Source organism: Pseudomonas sp. URMO17WK12:I6, assembly GCF_003253625.1.
Lineage (GTDB): Bacteria > Pseudomonadota > Gammaproteobacteria > Pseudomonadales > Pseudomonadaceae > Aquipseudomonas.
The window spans coordinates 279,202-295,988 of record NZ_QKYZ01000007.1; the positions used below are offsets into that span (position 1 = coordinate 279,202).

Annotated in this window: 13 protein-coding genes; 2 read left to right on the forward strand and 11 right to left on the reverse strand. The window is 59.6% G+C overall.

The genetic code is table 11. The features are described from left to right. Positions 1 to 202: 202 nt before the first annotated feature. Entirely contained in the window at positions 203 to 613 is a 411-nt protein-coding gene (locus F475_RS15545) for a pilin (protein ID WP_111454252.1), read from the forward strand. A 326-nt stretch (positions 614 to 939) separates the two neighbouring features. Then, positions 940 to 1,296 (forward strand): BON domain-containing protein, encoded by a 357-nt coding sequence (locus F475_RS15550; protein ID WP_111454253.1) that lies wholly within the window; start codon positions 940 to 942, stop codon positions 1,294 to 1,296. 173 nt (positions 1,297 to 1,469) lie between these two features. Here F475_RS15550 and F475_RS15555 read toward each other — a convergent pair whose 3' ends face one another. The 11 genes from F475_RS15555 to F475_RS15610 form a co-directional block, all read right to left on the reverse strand. Continuing rightward, positions 1,470 to 1,766, reverse strand: a complete 297-nt coding sequence (locus F475_RS15555; protein ID WP_064620386.1) for a DUF2845 domain-containing protein — start codon at positions 1,764 to 1,766, stop codon at positions 1,470 to 1,472. Next, entirely contained in the window at positions 1,766 to 4,762 is a 2,997-nt protein-coding gene (locus F475_RS15560; RefSeq protein WP_177431109.1) for a DUF748 domain-containing protein, read from the reverse strand. The genes F475_RS15555 and F475_RS15560 overlap by 1 nt, the downstream gene beginning before the upstream one ends. Positions 4,763 to 4,823: 61 nt before the next feature. Beyond that, entirely contained in the window at positions 4,824 to 5,840 is a 1,017-nt protein-coding gene (locus F475_RS15565; protein ID WP_064620380.1) for a class I SAM-dependent rRNA methyltransferase, read from the reverse strand. Positions 5,841 to 6,036: 196 nt separating this feature from the next. Beyond that, positions 6,037 to 7,974, reverse strand: coding sequence for an acetate--CoA ligase (acs, locus tag F475_RS15570; protein WP_111454255.1), 1,938 nt, complete (start codon positions 7,972 to 7,974; stop codon positions 6,037 to 6,039). 230 nt (positions 7,975 to 8,204) lie between these two features. After that, positions 8,205 to 9,869, reverse strand: coding sequence for a glucose-6-phosphate isomerase (gene pgi / locus F475_RS15575; RefSeq protein WP_064620373.1), 1,665 nt, complete (start codon positions 9,867 to 9,869; stop codon positions 8,205 to 8,207). Between the two features lie 228 nt (positions 9,870 to 10,097). Then, positions 10,098 to 10,478, reverse strand: coding sequence for an aspartate 1-decarboxylase (gene panD / locus F475_RS15580; protein WP_008153310.1), 381 nt, complete (start codon positions 10,476 to 10,478; stop codon positions 10,098 to 10,100). Positions 10,479 to 10,649: 171 nt separating this feature from the next. Beyond that, positions 10,650 to 11,510, reverse strand: coding sequence for a pantoate--beta-alanine ligase (gene panC, locus F475_RS15585; RefSeq protein ID WP_007938070.1), 861 nt, complete (start codon positions 11,508 to 11,510; stop codon positions 10,650 to 10,652). After that, positions 11,507 to 12,307, reverse strand: a complete 801-nt coding sequence (gene panB, locus F475_RS15590; RefSeq protein ID WP_018930198.1) for a 3-methyl-2-oxobutanoate hydroxymethyltransferase — start codon at positions 12,305 to 12,307, stop codon at positions 11,507 to 11,509. The genes panC and panB overlap by 4 nt, the downstream gene beginning before the upstream one ends. Before the next feature lie 272 nt (positions 12,308 to 12,579). Then, entirely contained in the window at positions 12,580 to 13,065 is a 486-nt protein-coding gene (gene folK / locus F475_RS15595; protein ID WP_019650997.1) for a 2-amino-4-hydroxy-6-hydroxymethyldihydropteridine diphosphokinase, read from the reverse strand. 3 nt (positions 13,066 to 13,068) lie between these two features. Next, positions 13,069 to 14,469: a polynucleotide adenylyltransferase PcnB gene (locus tag F475_RS15600; RefSeq protein ID WP_018930200.1), complete on the reverse strand. Its 1,401-nt coding sequence runs from the start codon at positions 14,467 to 14,469 to the stop codon at positions 13,069 to 13,071. 866 nt (positions 14,470 to 15,335) lie between these two features. After that, positions 15,336 to 16,775: a sigma-54 dependent transcriptional regulator gene (locus F475_RS15610; RefSeq protein ID WP_018930202.1), complete on the reverse strand. Its 1,440-nt coding sequence runs from the start codon at positions 16,773 to 16,775 to the stop codon at positions 15,336 to 15,338. Positions 16,776 to 16,787 lie beyond the last annotated feature (12 nt).

A 16,787-nucleotide genomic window follows, 5' to 3' on the forward strand; every position in this document is an offset into this window, starting at 1 on the left:
ATGACTTATAGCCTAGTCAAACAGTGGAACCAAACCAGCCGAGGTGAGGTGACAAAAAATGTCAGAAAGTGCGGATCCTGGGGGTACGAAAGGTCTTTGTCGTGATCCCGAGCCCAGTCTGCAGGGGCGCATACGACTTGGCATGACCTGTGCTGCACCCTCTACAGATCATGAGATTTCGACTCATGCATGGAGCCTGTCTATGAAAAATCAAAATGGTTTTACCCTGATCGAACTGCTGATCGTGGTGGCGATCATCGGGATTCTGGCGACGTTTGCGTTGCCGCAGTATTCGAAGTACCAATCACGGGCGAAAGTTACCGCTGCGCTTGCAGAAATCTCGGCACTGAAGGTGCCTTTTGAAGACATTATGAATCAGGGTACAGATCCTACCCTCGCTTTGATCGGCGGTACGGCGACTACAGGTAACTGCACGATTACGGCATCGGGTACCACCGCTACCGGTGTGGGCACTATTGTCTGCACGATCCTCAATGCTCCAGGGCCTGTGCTCAGCAAGACCATTACGCTTTCGCGTACCCTCGCCGGTGGCTGGACATGCGCCACCACGGCTCTACAAGAGTACGCACCTAAAGGCTGCACCGGTACCTGATCCATATCACCCGGCATAAACAATGCCCCGCTTCTCACGACGCGGGGCATTTTTGTTGGTCATTTGGGCGGGGGGCGATTCGGATGATCACGAAAATCCCCGACAATTCATGCCCTTAGGCCTGCGTTAAAACCCGCAACTTGCATGTAGATAATGTCGCACTCATGCATTTTGCATGATTTCGAAAGTTGTCATTTTTATTAAGTTGTTGATTTATAGGTATTTATTTTTTGGTTGCTAGTTGGCACAGCGTTCGCACTCTCTCTGGTAACCCTGCTGACAAGACGACACGCAGCAGACTTTCCAGAAGAACAGGAGTTACTCGTATGAAAAAGTTCGCTATCACTGCCGTTACTGCTACCGCGCTGACCCTGACGATGGCCAACGCCGCATTCGCCCAGACCAGCCATACCACCCAGGCTCCCATGACGCTGGCCGCCGGTGAAGTGACCAAAGCCAAGGAAGCTACTTCCGATACCTGGATCACGACCAAAGTCAAAGCAGACCTGGTGACTGAAAAAGGCATCCCTGGCACCGACATCAAAGTCGAAACCAACAAAGGTGTCGTGTCGCTGTCGTCCACTGTTGCGGTGACTGAAGCTCAGAAAGCCACCGCCGTGGCCATTGCCAAGAAAATCAAAGGCGTCAAAGCGGTGTCCGCTGACGGCCTGAAAGCCGAGTAAGGCAAGGCTTCTCGCCTGGACCGGGAGAAGATGCGGCAGGCGGGCCAGGTCATACGTCTGTCGCTTTTTGAGAGTTCATGCGAAAGGCCATATGGACGTGGCCGTTACAGGCCCCGACATTCGTGTCGGGGCCTGTTCTATTGGGAGCAACGCAAAAAACTGTGGGGGCGAGTTCAGTTACCGCGCTTGCTGGTGATTTGAACCAACCGGTTTCCTTCAAAGCGCAGGTACTGGTACATCCCGCCGTTGGGCCCGTAGGTCCATTCCTCGACCTGAAACTCTTCCCGTCGATTGGCGCTGCGCTTGTAGCCAAGCAGGTCGCGGGCGACGGGCTCTCCGCATTTTTGCAGCACTTCGCTGGACCTGTCCCCGACGCTGATCAATTGACTGCCGCAGCGCAGGGTATCGGCCGCCGCAGCTTGGCCGGCAGCCAATACCAGGGCCAGGCTCATAAGCCATTGCGCGCCCATCATTCGGCATCCAGATGCAAGGCCGTCACCACGCGGCCATCGCTTTCGGCCTCACCGAGGTTGGCGTCGATGAAGTACACGCGGTCATCGGCCAACTGCCCTTTGTCCACCAGGTAGTCCTTGATGCTGCTGGCCCGTTCCTGGCCCAGCTGACGCAACAGAACCTCGCTGGAGCTCCAGAAGCCGATCACGCTTTCGCGCATTTTTTTGCTGCGTTCTTCCTTGCCCAGATCCTTCCATTCCGCGGGCGGCTGGATCTTGAGGCGTGTGCGGTAGATTCCTTCGAGCAGCGGGCCTTTCTCGCTGTCCGGCACTTCCAGCATGGAGGCCTGGGCCGGCACTTTGTCACCGCGGCGCTGGAGCATTTTGTAGTAGTTGTACTGGTATTCCCGTTCCAGGCGTTGCTCGGCGAGCAGTGGGCCGTCGCTGCTCTTGGCGGCAGTGCCTTCGATTTCCAGGCGCAGGGCCGGACGCTCCTTGAGCGCCTGGGACAGTTTGATCAGTGTCGCTTCGGCTTCCTTGCTCAAGTCGCTCGAACCTGGTGCAAACGCCACGGTGCCCAGCTCCTCTGAACCGCCGCCGCTGACCAGCCCGCCAATCATTTTGAACGGCGCCGCGGCCGCCTTCACGATCAGATTGCGCAGGGTCTGCCAGATGATCGGCATGATGCTGAACTGCGGGTTGTTCAGGTCGCCGCTCACCGGCAGTTCGATGGAAATCTTGCCGTCGACATCCTTGAGCAAGGCAATCGCCAGTTTCAGCGGCAGGCTCACTGCATCCGGACTGTCGACCTTTTCACCCAGTTGCAGCTGCTCGACCACCACTTTGTTTTCGGCCAGGAGCTGACCGTTGGTGATCTTGTAATGCAGATCCAGATTGAGCCGGCCCTTGCGGATGCGGTAACCGGCGAACTTGCCGGAATAAGGCGTCAGGGTCGTCAGTTCCACCCGTCTGAAACTGGTAGCGATGTCCAGACTGGCCATCGGGTCGAACGGGTTGACCGAGCCCTTGATGGTCACCGGTGCATAGCGGTCGACCTTGCCTTTGACGTCGACGTTGGCCGGTTTTACGTGGCGGCTGTCGATGGTGCCGATCTGCCCGTTCAGTTGTTGGACGGCCGTGGCGAAGTTCGGTGTCAGGCTGAAGTCGGCGAAGTTTGCCGAACCGTCATTGATGGCGATGCTGCCAATGTGGATGCCCAGTGGTTTTTCGTTTCCGGCTGCCGGTTTGGCTGCGGCAGTTGTGGTCGTTGTGGCGCCGGAGTCGGCCGGTTGCGGGATCAGCAGGTCATCGATGTTGGTGGTGCGGTCATCGTTGATCATGAAGCGGGCATAGGGCTGGAACAGATTGACCTTGTCGATCGACAGGCTGTCGCCGTGCTGATAGTTCAGGCCTTCGAGCGCCAACTGTTGCCACTTGAGGAAGTCACGGGTTTTCAGAGTGTCGAGGGTATGTAACTGATCGATCTGGGCTTTACCTGTAACGCTGAACGCCAGGGGCTCGGTGCTTTTCAAGTCAACCGCCAGATCACTGCCCAGCATGCCGCTACGCAGTTCGAGGCGAATGAACGGATTGATGTAGGACTGGGCGACGCGCAGGTCGATATCCCTGGTCTGCACGTTCAGTTTGGCGCTGATCGGGGCCAGATTGACCGTGCCGTCCGCCATGATCTTGCCTTGCTTGCCCACGCCCGTGTCGAGCTTGAGGTTGAAAGGGGAGCCGTTGAGGCTGTCGAAATTCTGCAGGTCCAGGTTCAGCGGGCCGAGCTCCAGCGCTACGGCGGGTTGTGCCTTACGGTCGGCCAGATGCACCTGATAATTACGCAGTTGCACGTCTTTGAGCAGCACCTGCCAGGGCTTGCTCGGCGCGGTCGGTTCGGGCTTCGGTGAATCGGCTGCCGCGGGTGTGTTGGTGGGTTCGGCGTTGGCTTTGGCCGCCTGTTTGGACGGCTGGCTGGCGAACAGTTTTTGCCAATCGAGTTGCCCATCGGCTTCGAGGGCTGCCCAGGTTTCCAGTTTCTGGCTGCGGATCTTGCCGACCACCACTTGCTGCTTGGCCAGATCCACGGTGGTGTCGCTGACGTCCAGTCGTTCGAGCTTCACCAGAGGTCGGCCGTCCGGCGCCTTGATGGCGAAAGGCGCGACGCTGACGACGACGTTGTCCAGCAGCAGTTCGGTGCCTTTGTTCAGATTGAGTTTGTAGTCGGTGCTCAGGTTCAGGACGCCGTTTTCCAGGACCAGTGGCACAGCATCGCGCACATAGGGCCAGAAGGACTTCATCTTGCCATCGGTGATTTTCAGCTTACCTTCAGAGGCGATCGGGCTCAGGCTGAAATTGCCGGTCCAGTCGATCTGCCCGCCGGCGGGGCCGACCGCGACCAGGGTCATGTCGGCGTTGTCGTCGGGCAGGGTACTGAGGTTCTTCAGCTCGAAATCGAGTTTGTCGTAGAGGAATTCGATGGGCTCGCTGGGCCGGGCATCTTCGAAATGCACGTAGCCGCCGGCCAGTTTGATCCGCTCCACGCGCAGCGGGAAGGGTTTGGCGTTCGGGTCGACCGGGGTCGGTTCGCTGGCGGGGATTTTGAACAGCCCGAGAAGATTGAGCTGGCCGTCCTTGCCGAAGCGTATTTCGGTCTTGGGTTTGTCCAGTTCGATATCGGACAGGTGCAGCGCCTTGGTCCACAGGCTGTCGATCTGCAAGTTGGCGTACAGGCGTTCGAAGCCCACTTGTTCCTTGCCCGGCTCGCCGATGATCAGGCCCCAAAGGGTTACTTCAAGGCTGAACGGGTTGAGTTCGATCCGCGAAATTGTCGCGGGCGTCATGGCGTAGTTGGCCAATTGCTGGTTGGCAACCCGCAACGCGATGCCCGGCAAAATCAGAAACCCCAGCAGGCTGTAAAGGGCCAGGGCTGTTAACAAGGCGCCGATAGCGCGGATCAATCCTTTGGGCATGTATGGCTTCATCTGTCGGAATCGGAGTGCCTTGGAGTATGGCATGCGTTTGCGGTTCCGAAGCAATCACGCTTTATAGGCGTTGTCTGATAATGGGTGTGGATTTTCAGAGCTGCAGGATCAGCGTTTTCAGCGGCGGTTGTTGGTCCGTCGACGGAAAGTCGCTGCCCGGTGTCAGCGCTGTCCACTCACGCACCGGGCGTCCGGCCTTCTCTGCGCAGCGCAGCACCTGTTCGCGCCAATCGTCCATGCTGACCTTCGCCAGGTTGTTGCAGCAGATCAACACGCCATTGTCGGCAGTGGTCAGCAGCGCCGGTTTGAGCAGGCTCTGGTAATCGCGCAACAGATCGACTGTGCCGAAAGCGCTCTTGGCCCAGGCCGGTGGATCGAGCAGTACCAGATCGTATTGACGCGGCTCCAGGCGCTGATAGCTCGGCAGTTTTTGCCCGCGACGCTGGCTGATCGGCAGGCCGGCCAATTGACGAATCGCCGGGAAGTAATCGGACTGGATGAACTCCATGGTCGGCAATTGCGGGTTGAGCAGACCGTTTTCGCGGCCGACCGCCAGGTTGCCTTCGGCAAAGTCCAGGTTGCACACCTCGCTGGCACCACCGGCCGCAGCGCAGAGACCGACGCCACAGGTGTAGGCAAACAGGTTCAGCACACTTTTGTTTTTGCTGTGCGCCTTGACCCAGCCGCGGGCGTTGCGCAGGTCGAGAAACAGCAACGGATCCTGGCCGGCATGGCGCCCGCGAACCCGGTAGTTCAGCCCCCATTCGTGGCCGATCAAGTCTTGCAGGGCGGCCTCGTCGGCGCGGTACACAGTGTCTTCGCGGTCGATGCGCGAGTTGCCGCGGGAGCGGTCGTTGTAGACCAGCAGGCTATCGAGGCCAAGCTGTTGATTGACGATTTCGTGCAATTGCAGCAGGGCGTCACGCTCCAGTGACTGATGAAAGCTTTGCACCAGCAGTTGCGGGCCATAGCGGTCGATGGTCAAGCCGCCGGCACCTTCCTGGCTGCCGTGGAACAGGCGATAGCAATCGGTGCCTTGCTGATGCAGCTCGGCGAGCAGGTCCTGGCGACGATCAAGGGCGGCGCACAGCGCCTGATTCAAGGAAGACATGCTGGGCGCCTTGCTGGAGGGAATTGAGGGCGCGGGAGTTTAACACTGTGGCGAGGGGGCTTGCCCCCGTTCCAGTGCGCAGCACTGGCAAAAATTCGAGGGAGCGCCAAGCTTTTTGGGCCGCTTCGCTGCCCAACGGAGGCAAGCCCCCTCGCCACAATAAGCCTCACAGCGCGGCCGGTGGCCGCGCGCAACATTATTGGTTCAGGCGTTGATCAATCAGCCCTTGCACCACGCTTGGGTCGGCGAGGGTCGAGGTGTCGCCGAGGCTGTCCAGTTCGTTGCAGGCGATCTTGCGCAGGATCCGTCGCATGATCTTGCCCGAACGGGTTTTCGGCAGGGCCGGGGCCCACTGGATCAAGTCCGGTTTGGCGAAGCTGCCGATTTCCTGGCTGACATGGGCCAGCAGTTCTTTCTTCAGATCGTCGTTGGGGTCGACGCCGTTCATGGGTGTGACGAAGGCGTAGATGCCCTGGCCTTTGATGTCATGGGGGTAACCGACCACGGCGGCCTCGGCAATGCTGTCGTGCAGCACCAGCGCGCTCTCCACTTCGGCGGTGCCGATGCGGTGCCCGGAGACGTTAATCACGTCGTCGATGCGCCCGGTGATCCAGTAATCGCCGTCCTCGTCGCGGCGTGCGCCATCGCCGGTGAAGTAGTAGCCGGGGTAGGGCTTGAAGTAGGTTTCGACCATCCGTTTCGGATCGCCGTAGACGCTGCGGATCTGCGCCGGCCAGCTGGACTTGATGGCCAGCACACCGCTGCCGGCGCCTTTGATTTCTTTGCCGTGCTCATCGAGCAACACCGGTTGCACACCGAACATCGGTTGGGTGGCGCAACCGGGTTTGACCCGTTGGGTGCTGACCAGCGGGCTGAGCATGATGCCGCCGGTTTCGGTCTGCCACCAGGTATCGACAATCGGGCAGCGTTGCTCGCCGACTGTATTGAAGTACCACTCCCAGGCTTCCGGGTTAATCGGCTCACCGACAGTACCGAGTAAGCGCAGGCTCTCGCGGGATGTTTCCTTCAACGGCCCGGGACCTTCACGCATCAACGCGCGCAGGGCGGTCGGGGCGGTGTAGAAGATGTTGACGTGGTGCTTGTCGATCACCTGCCAGAAGCGCGAGGTGCTGGGGTAGCTCGGTACGCCTTCGAAGATCAGCGTGGTCGCGCCATTGGCCAGCGGCCCATAGACAATGTAGCTGTGGCCGGTGACCCAGCCGACATCGGCGGTGCACCAGAAGACTTCACCGTCGCGATAGTCGAGCACGTATTTGAAGGTCATTGCCGCTTGCAGCAGGTAGCCGCCGGTGGTGTGCAGCACGCCTTTGGGTTTGCCGGTGCTGCCGGAGGTGTAGAGGATAAACAGCGGGTCTTCGGCGTCCATCGGCTCTGGCGGGCAATCGTCACCGACATCGCGCAGGGCCTGGTGATACCAGAGGTCGCGGTCTTCAACCCAATTCACCTGGTTTTGGGTGTGCTCGACCACGATCACACTGCTGACGTGCGGACAACTTTGCAGGGCCTTGTCGACGTTCTGTTTGAGCGGTACGAATTTACCGCCGCGCACGCCTTCATCGGCGGTGATTACGGTGCGGCAGTCGGCGTCGAGGATCCGGTCACGCAGTGAGTCCGGGGAGAATCCGCCGAACACCACCGAATGAATCGCGCCGATCCGCGCACAGGCGAGCATGGCGTAGGCGGCTTCAGGGATCATCGGCATGTAGATGCACACGCGGTCGCCTTTCTTCACGCCACGGCTTTTGAGCACGTTGGCCAGTCGACAGACGTTGTGATGGAGTTTTTTGTAGGTGATCTGGATGGATTCGGCGGGGTCATCGCCTTCCCAGATGATCGCGGTTTGATCGCCACGCTTTTCCAGATGACGATCGATGCAGTTGTAGCTGACGTTTAACTTTCCGCCGGCGAACCAGCTCGCTTCACCGGTTTTCAGGTCGTACCGCTGAACGGTCTGCCACGGCGTGCTCCAGTCGAGGAACCGTGTGGCCTGTTCGGCCCAGAAGGTGCTGGGGTGTTCAATGGATTCACGGTACAGGCGCTTGTAGTCGTCCTGACTCAACTGTGCAGCCCGGCGGACGGCATCGGCTTTGGGGAACGTGCTGATATCGAACATGACGGTTCCTTATTCTTGTTTTGCGACAAGAGGGGAGCTGCGCGACCCTCGTAGGAGCTGCCGAAGGCTGCGATCTTTTGATCTTGTCTTTTACAACCAGGATCAAAAGATCGCAGCCTTCGGCCGCTCCTACAGTGATAGCGCACGCCACCGATTTTGCAGTAAACCCGGTGCCGTGGAACTGTCGGTGCTGCAAGTTGAAGGGGCGGGTAAACCGCCCCTTCAGCCTATCACCCGCGGTGACGACCGCGGAAGTAGTTGATCAGGCCTTGGGTGGAAGCATCGTCGGCCGGGGTTTCTTCGCTGCCGACCAGGCGGTTGTAGACGCCTTTGCCCAGCTCTTTACCCAACTCCACGCCCCACTGGTCGAAGGCATTGATGCCCCAGACCACGCTTTGCACGAAGACTTTGTGTTCGTACAGCGCTACCAGTGCGCCAAGACGACGCGGGCTGATGCGTTCGAGCACCAGGGTGTTGCTCGGACGGTTGCCCGGGATCACCTTGTGTGCGGCCAGTTTTTGCACTTCATCCTCGGCCATACCCTTGTCACGCAGCTCGGCTTCAGCCTCGGTGCGGGTCTTGCCGAGCATCAATGCCTGGCTTTGCGACAGGCAGTTGGCGTACAGCCACTGGTGGTGGTCGGACACCGGGTTGAAACTGACGATCGGCACGATGAAGTCGGCCGGGATCAGTTGGGTGCCCTGGTGCAGCAACTGGTGGTAAGCATGCTGACCGTTGCAGCCAACGCCGCCCCAGATTACCGGGCCGGTATCGGTGGACACTGGCGTGCCGTCCTGGCGCACGCTCTTGCCGTTGGATTCCATGTCCAGCTGTTGCAAGTGCTTGGTGATGTTGCGCAGGTAGTGGTCGTACGGCAGGATCGCGTGGCTCTGCGCGCCCCAGAAGTTGCCATACCAGATGCCGAGCAATGCCAGCAATACCGGCATGTTCTGTTCGAATGGCGCGCTCTGGAAATGCTGGTCCATGGTGTATGCACCGGACAGCAGTTCCTTGAAGTTCGACATGCCGATGGCCAGGGCAATTGGCAAACCGATGGCCGACCACAGCGAGTAACGGCCGCCGACCCAGTCCCACATCGGGAAGATGTTCTCTTCACGAATACCGAACGCCACGGCCGCCGCGTTGTTGCTGGAGACGGCGATGAAGTGACGGTACAGCTCGGCTTCCGAACCGCCCTGAGCCAGGTACCAGGCGCGGGCGGCCTGGGCGTTTTTCAGGGTTTCGAGGGTGTTGAAGGATTTCGACGAGACGATGAACAGCGTGGTCTCGGCGCGCAGCTTCATGGTCAGTTCGTGGAATTCACTGCCGTCGATGTTCGCCAGGTAATGGCAACGCACGCCTTTCTGGGCGTAGGACAGCAGCGCTTCGGACACCAGCTCGGGGCCGAGGAACGAGCCACCGATGCCAATGTTCACAACGTCGGTGATCGGCTTCTCGGTGTAACCGCGCCACAGACCGTCGTGGATACGGCCCACGAGATCGGTGATCTGGTTCAGCACTTTGTGCACGTCGGGCATCACGTTGACGCCGTTGACCGACAGCTTGTCGCCCACCGGACGGCGCAGTGCGGTGTGCAGGGCCGGGCGTCCTTCGGAAGCGTTGACGATTTCGCCCGAGAACAGCGCTTTGATCGCGCCCTTGAGGTCGACTTCGTTGGCCAGGCCCACCAGCAGATTGCGGGTCTCGGCGTTGATCAGGTTCTTCGAGTAGTCGAGAAACAGGCCGCAGCTGCTGAGGGTGAATTGATTAAAACGCTGCGGATCGGCATTAAAGGCTTCGCGCATGCTGAAATCCTGCATGGCTTGGCGGTGGTCATTCAGCGCTTGCCAAGCGGGCAGAGCGGTAACGTCGTGAGGAGTGCGGTAATACGCCATCGCTGCGGTTTTCCTTTTACTTGAACGGCCTTTTGAACACTAAAAATCCCGGAGCGCTGTGGGTGGGCGTCCGGTCAACTGCGTCGACACGATTTCTGGCGCAGGGCGAATACAGTAAACCTCGCGCTGCAATCTGTCTTGACTTTGTCTGACCTGCTCCCGGTACTTTTTTAACATTTAACCAGGAGCGGTCCGACAAACGGAAAGCTGGCAGGGGGGGCGGTCCGGTCAGGCGACCTGAACCGGAATGGCATTGCTGGTGTGGCTCAGTTCGTTGCCCGGCGCCATGTAGAGCATGCGCGGCTTGAAGTTGAGCAGTTCGGCTTCGCTGTAGTGGGCGTAAGCGCAGATGATCACACGGTCGCCGACCTTGGCCTTGTGGGCCGCGGCACCGTTGACCGAGATCATGCGCGAACCTTCTTCGCCACGAATCGCGTAGGTGGTGAAGCGTTCGCCGTTGTCGATGTTGTAGATCTGGATCTGTTCGTACTCACGGATGCCGGACAGGTCCAGCCATTCGCCGTCGATGGCGCAAGAGCCTTCGTAATCGAGTACAGCATGGGTGACTTCGGCGCGATGCAGCTTGGCCTTGAGCATGATGGCGTGCATGAGTGTTTCCCCGGGTCGGAATCGAACGGGGGGCAGTTTGCCCGAAGGCTTTGTGGGCGGCAATACAACGCAAAAGATCGTCCTAACACGGCCCGAGCCTGCGGCGTCTCCTAAAGGTCTCCGCGAGACCGTGTAGGGGCTGCCGCAGGCTGCGATCTTTTGATTTTGCCGTTAAGACGTAGCGTCGAGGTTCAGATGCAGGTTGTCGATCAACCGCGTCGTGCCGAGGAACGCCGCCACCAGAATCACCAGATCCCGATCTTGCGCTGTCGCCGGACGCAAGGTCAGCGCATGGCGAATTTCCAGGTAATCCGGACGCAGGCCAGCGGCTTCCAGTTGCTTGATCTGCTCGTTGATCAGCGTCGGGTAATCGCGCTCGCCCTGTTTGATCGCGTCGCTGATCCGGGTCAGGGTGCGATAGACCTCTGGTGCGATGGCCCGCTGTTCTTCGCTGAGGAAACCATTGCGTGACGACAACGCCAGACCGTCGGCGGCCCGTACGGTCGGTTCGCCGATGATCTGGATCGGCATGTTCAGGTCGTGCACCAGGGCGCGAATCACCGCCAGTTGCTGGAAGTCTTTCTGGCCAAAGATCGCCAGGTCCGGCTGGACCATGTTGAACAGTTTGCTGACTACCGTCGCCACCCCTTCGAAATGCCCCGGACGGCTGGCGCCGCACAGGCCTTCAGACAGTTGTGGAACGCTGACGCGGGTCTGGCCGGCCATGCCGTCGGGGTACATTTCTTCGACGGTTGGGGCAAACAGCAGATGGCAACCGGCCTGGAGCAGTTTCTCCTGATCGGCGGCCAGGGTCCGCGGGTATTTGTCGAGGTCTTCGCCGGCGCCGAATTGCAGCGGGTTGACGAAAATGCTCGCGACCACGAAATCCACCCGTTGGGTGGCTTTGGTAATCAGCGCGATATGCCCGCTGTGCAGGTTGCCCATGGTCGGCACAAAGCCGATGCGCTTGCCTTCGCTACGGGCGCGGGCCACCGCGGCCCGCAGTTCGCGTACGGTTTTTACGGTGTTCATGCAGAGAATCCGTGTTCGATGCCAGGGAAAGTCGCCGCTTTGACTTCAGTGACGTAAGCGCTCAAGGCTGCTTGAATGCTGGTTTGGTCGGTCATGAAGTTTTTCACGAACTTTGGCACGCGGCCGGTCATGGACAAGCCCAGCATGTCGTGCAGAACAAGGACCTGACCGTCGGTGCCACTGCCGGCGCCGATGCCAATCACCGGGATCTTCACCGCCTGGCTGATTTCTTCGGCCAATTCGCTCGGCACGCATTCGAGCAGCAGCATGGCCGCGCCGGCCTGTTCCAGGGAAATTGCGTCGGCACGCATCTGCCGCGCCTGGTTCTCGTTGCGGCCCTGGACTTTATAGCCGCCGAGGATGTTGACCGATTGCGGTGTCAGCCCCATGTGCGCGCACACCGGGATGCCGCGTTCGGCCAGCAGACGGATTGAGTCCGCGAGCCACAATGCCCCTTCAACCTTGACCATGTGCGCACCGGCCTGCATCAACAGGGCGCTGTTGGTCATGGTTTGTTCAATGGTGGCGTAGGCCATGAAGGGCAGGTCGGCGAGGATCAGGGCATCGGTGTTGCCGCGTTTGACGGCTGCCACGTGGTAGGCCATTTCAGCAGTGGTCACCGGCAGGGTGCTGTCGTGACCTTGCAAGACCATGCCGAGGGAGTCGCCCACCAGCAGCACTTCAACCCCGGCCTCATTGCAGGCGTGGGCGAAGGTCGCGTCATAGCAGGTCAGCATGGTGATCTTTTCACCTGTCTGCTTGAGGCTCTGGAGCGTGGTCAGGGTGATGGCTGGCATGAAAAAAATCCTCATTACAGGCGCTATGAAAACTACTGCGAGTAACGCGCGTGATTCGTCATTTATACAGGCGCACCCTCTTTCGTGGTGCTTGTAAGGCCTGGACTGCGCCCTTTAGCGCCGCGTTGGCGGCAGCGGGACGCCTATAGTCGTGAGGAGAACCCGGGAAGTCAATTGCATGTGTTACCGCATTGTTACGTGGGGGGTGTTACCGACGTTACTGATGCGATTCAGCAGATTTGCGATGGGCTTGTATCGTCAAAAGCGGCAACTCAGGCTGCCGGGAGGCGTTCCAGGCCGACGAACGGGCAGGCGGCGAGTAATTCTGCGAGGGTGCGGCCGTCAGCCAGGCGCAAGTCCGCCGGTGCCAGTTCGGCCAACGGATAGAGCACAAAGGCTCGTTCCTGCAGGTGATAGTGAGGGACTTTGAGGCGCGGTTCGTCGATCAGTCGATCGCCGAACAACACGATGTCCAGATCCAGCGTGCGCGGGCCCCAGCGTTCAAGGCGCTGGCGGCCTTGTCCGTTCTCGATGGCTTGCAGGGCATCGAGCAGCTCCAGCGGCGCGAGGCGGCTGTCGAGAGCGGCGACCGCGTTGGTATAACGCGGTTGGCCGGGCAGCAGCGAGTCGCTTTGATAAAACCCGGAAACACCGACCAGTTCGGTCTGCGGCAAGCGTGCCAAGGCCTCGACAGCGCTGCGCAACTGTTCGGCAGGGTCAGCCAGATTGCTACCCATGCCGATGTAGATGCGTTCCATGGCCTATTCGCCTGTCGTGCTCGAAGCGCCGGCAGCGCGTTTGCGTTTGGCGCCGCCACTGCGGCGACGTTTGCGCGGAGCACCGCTGCCGTCGTCCTTGCCGCTGAGTTCGCGGATCATGTCCCGACGTTCGCTGTCGTTGGCGTCCTGATAGTCGGTCCACCATTCGCCCAGGCCATCAGTCTGTTCGCCAGCGCTTTCGCGCAGCAGCAGGAAGTCGTAGCCGGCACGGAACCGCGGGTTGTCCAGCAACAGGTCGGCCCGCTTGCCGCTGCGGCGCGGCAGACGCTCCTGCATGTCCCAGATCTCGCGGATCGGCATGGTGAAGCGTTTCGGAATCGCAATACGCTGGCACTGTTCGGCAATCAACTCGTGCGCTGCTTCCTGCATCGCCGGAATCGGCGGCATGCCACGTTCTTGCAAGCGCAGCACGCGGGCCGGCAGGGCAGGCCAGAGCAGGGCGGCGAACAGGAACGCCGGGGTGACCGGTTTGTTCTGCTTGATCCGCAAGTCCGTGTTGATCAGTGCTTCACTGATCAGCGTGTGGGTGTACGTCGGGTTGTACTCCAGCGCCTCGGCACTGGCCGGGAACAGCGGATCGAACAACTGCAGGTCGACCAGCATCTCGAAGGTGTCCGCGGCGTGGCCGGAGAGGAACAGCTTGAGCACTTCTTCGAACAGACGGGCTGATGGAATCTCGCGCAGCATCGGTGCCAGATCGCGGATCGGCAGGGCGCTGTGCTTCTCGATACCGAAATTCAGCTTGGCGGCGAAACGCACGGCCCGCAGCATCCGCACCGGGTCTTCCTGGTAGCGCTGCTTCGGATCGCCGATCAGGCGGATCAAGTGATTGCGGATGTCGTGTACGCCATTGGCGTAGTCGAGAATGCGCTCGCTGACCGGATCGTAATACAGGGCGTTGATGGTGAAGTCGCGGCGTTGCGCGTCTTCTTCCAGGGTGCCGTAGACGTTATCGCGCAGGATGCGCCCGCTTTCGTTGCGGGAAGACTGGTTGCTGTCTTCGTCCTCGTCGTTTTGCGGGTGATTGGCGCGGAAGGTCGCGACTTCGATGATTTCGCGGCCAAAGTGGATATGCACCAGTTTGAAGCGACGACCGATGATCCGCGCGTTGCGGAATTCGGCCCGTACCTGTTCAGGGGTGGCACTGGTGGCGACGTCGAAATCTTTCGGCGTGATGCCGAGCAGCATGTCACGCACACAGCCGCCGACCAGGTAAGCCTGGTAACCGGCGTTCTGCAAGCGTTCGACGATGTTGACCGCGTAACGGCTGAATTGCGCCTTTTGCAGCGAATGTTGGCCGCTATTGAGCACTTCAGGCGTGCTGCGGATGTGTTGCGTACGACGCAGGGGAGAACGGAATGACTGGAACAGCTTCTTCAGCATGGGATGCACTGTTTGAAGGAATGTTCGGCCATAACGAAGAATGACCGCATGATGGGCCGGGATTCTAGCATTTAGTCGGGGGATGGTGTAGGAAGCTGCGCAAGCGCTTGAAGGGAGATGTCTTGAGGGGCGGTTTTGTAGCAGCTGCCGAGCCTGCGTTCGGCGGCGAAGCCGTCGTAAAACCAGAAATTGCGGTGTGTCAGTAGGAACCGGTTGCCCGTATTAGCGACTGCTGCGCAGTCGAACGCAGCCTCGCACTGCTCGGCAGCTGCTACAAGGCAGAGAATGCCAAACGCCAGAAACCACAAGGGGAGCCGAAGCTCCCCCAGAAGTAGTTGCGTGCTCTATTTTTATTATTGGTTTCGGGCTTCTTGTTTTTGTTGAGCGCCCTCGCCATGAAGTTTTCCTTCATGACCCTCCCAATCGGGAGCCAAGAGCAAACGGATTGCTTTGGTCGCTGTGTTGCTATGATCGTGTGATCCAACCAGTTCAGGCACTGCCTAGGGACAGTTTTTTATTATTCTCGGCCTGGTTGCGGGGCAAGCCCCAAATGCAACGCCTCTCCAAAAGAATCAGTTAGCTACGCCTCTCGCCGTCTTGTTTTTATTGTGCGTGAGTCGATTCGTCTTATTTTTATTGTCTTGTGCATTACTTGTTATTGTTCTTGTACTGAACATATAGCAGGGTGCGTGCCAACTTTTGTGAGGCCCAGTAAAACAAGGGGTTAGGCGGGCTAATGGTGTTTTTCGAGGCCAAAAAAAACCGGGGCTTCGTTACCGTAAGCCCCGGCTTCTGTTACGTGAAAAAGCTGAGGTAACAGTTTTTCCACAATGTCACGTGTTACCCGCGCATCTGACAGGCGCGGTTCAGCTCTCGCTGGCCACCCCGGTCTTGCGCCGCGGGATGCCCAGGCGCTGACGGCGTTCCCACAAGCATTTGCGACTGACCCCGAGCTTGCGGGCCAGTTCGGTTTCGGTCATGTGATCCTGATGCTCGAGCACGAAGTGCTGGAAGTAGTCTTCCAGGGACAGATCTTCGGTCGGTTCGTGGCTGGTGTTACCGGCGCTGTTGCCCTGCTGGGGCGCGAGGCCGATGAAATCGTCGTCTTCCAGATCGCTGAGTTCGATGTCGATGCCCAGCAGCTCGGCGGAAATCTCCGGGCTCTCGCACAGAATCACCGCGCGCTCGACCGCGTTTTCCAGTTCGCGAACGTTACCCGGCCAGGAGTAATGCCGAATTGCTTGCTCGGCATCCAGGGCGAATTTCAGATCGGTGCGGTTGACCCGCGCGCTCTGCCGCGCCAGGAAGGCATTGGCAATTTCATTGACGTCCGCACCGCGCTCGCGCAGGGCCGGCAGTTTCAGGGCGATCACGTGGAGGCGGTAATACAAGTCTTCACGGAACTGGCCGATCTTCGCCAGGCTCTTGAGGTCCCGGTGGGTCGCGGCGATCAGGCGTACATCGACCTTCTGCGACTGGACCGAGCCAACCCGGCGGATTTCACCTTCCTGCAATACGCGTAACAGGCGGGCCTGGGCTTCCAGTGGCAGTTCACCGATTTCATCGAGGAACAAGGTGCCGCCGTCAGCCGCTTCCACCAACCCGGCACGCCCGGCGCTGGCGCCGGTAAACGCGCCTTTCTCGTGGCCGAATAGTTCGGACTCGATCAGGCTTTCCGGGATGGCTGCGCAGTTCACCGAAATCATCGGCGCCTTGGCGCGTTTGGACAGGTTGTGCAGGGCACGTGCTACCAGTTCTTTACCGGTACCGGATTCGCCCTGGATCAGGACATTGGAATCGGTCGGCGCGACTTTACGGATTTTGCTGTACAGGTCCTGCATCGGCGGGCAAGAACCGATGATGCCGATTTCGCCGTTGCTGTTGTCGACACCACTTTTTGCTGCGGCGCCATTGGACGCTTTGCCGACGACCGGCTCACCGCTGGCTTGCGCCGATTGCCGGTCACGCAGGATTCGCGCGACGGCCTGGAGCATCTCGTCGTGATCGAAAGGCTTGGCGATGTAGTCCACCGCGCCCATTTTCATGGAGTCGACGGCCGAACGCAGGCTGGCGTAACTGGTCATGATCAGCACCGGAGTGCCCAGGCCGAGTTTGATCAACTCGGTACCCGGCGCGCCCGGCAGGCGCAGGTCACTGACGATCAGGTCAAACGTGGGAATGCTGAAACGCTCTTGTGCTTCCTGCACGGATCCGGCTTCGCTGACCTGGTACTGGTTACGTTCCAGCAGACGGCGCAAGGCGGAGCGGATAATTGTTTCGTCTTCGACGATCAAAATGTGCGGCATTGATTCGATACT

Coding starts and splice junctions, on each gene's coding strand:
- F475_RS15610 (WP_018930202.1), bottom strand. CDS start 16,775: ATGCCGCACATTTTGATCGTCGAAGACGAAACAATTATCCGCTCCGCC.
- panC (WP_007938070.1), bottom strand. CDS start 11,510: ATGAACACCGTAAAAACCGTACGCGAACTGCGGGCCGCGGTGGCCCGC.
- F475_RS15560 (WP_177431109.1), bottom strand. CDS start 4,762: ATGCCATACTCCAAGGCACTCCGATTCCGACAGATGAAGCCATACATG.
- acs (WP_111454255.1), bottom strand. CDS start 7,974: ATGTTCGATATCAGCACGTTCCCCAAAGCCGATGCCGTCCGCCGGGCT.
- pgi (WP_064620373.1), bottom strand. CDS start 9,869: ATGGCGTATTACCGCACTCCTCACGACGTTACCGCTCTGCCCGCTTGG.
- F475_RS15600 (WP_018930200.1), bottom strand. CDS start 14,469: ATGCTGAAGAAGCTGTTCCAGTCATTCCGTTCTCCCCTGCGTCGTACG.
- F475_RS15550 (WP_111454253.1), top strand. CDS start 940: ATGAAAAAGTTCGCTATCACTGCCGTTACTGCTACCGCGCTGACCCTG.
- folK (WP_019650997.1), bottom strand. CDS start 13,065: ATGGAACGCATCTACATCGGCATGGGTAGCAATCTGGCTGACCCTGCC.
- panD (WP_008153310.1), bottom strand. CDS start 10,478: ATGCACGCCATCATGCTCAAGGCCAAGCTGCATCGCGCCGAAGTCACC.
- F475_RS15565 (WP_064620380.1), bottom strand. CDS start 5,840: ATGTCTTCCTTGAATCAGGCGCTGTGCGCCGCCCTTGATCGTCGCCAG.
- F475_RS15545 (WP_111454252.1), top strand. CDS start 203: ATGAAAAATCAAAATGGTTTTACCCTGATCGAACTGCTGATCGTGGTG.
- F475_RS15555 (WP_064620386.1), bottom strand. CDS start 1,766: ATGGGCGCGCAATGGCTTATGAGCCTGGCCCTGGTATTGGCTGCCGGC.
- panB (WP_018930198.1), bottom strand. CDS start 12,307: ATGCCAGCCATCACCCTGACCACGCTCCAGAGCCTCAAGCAGACAGGT.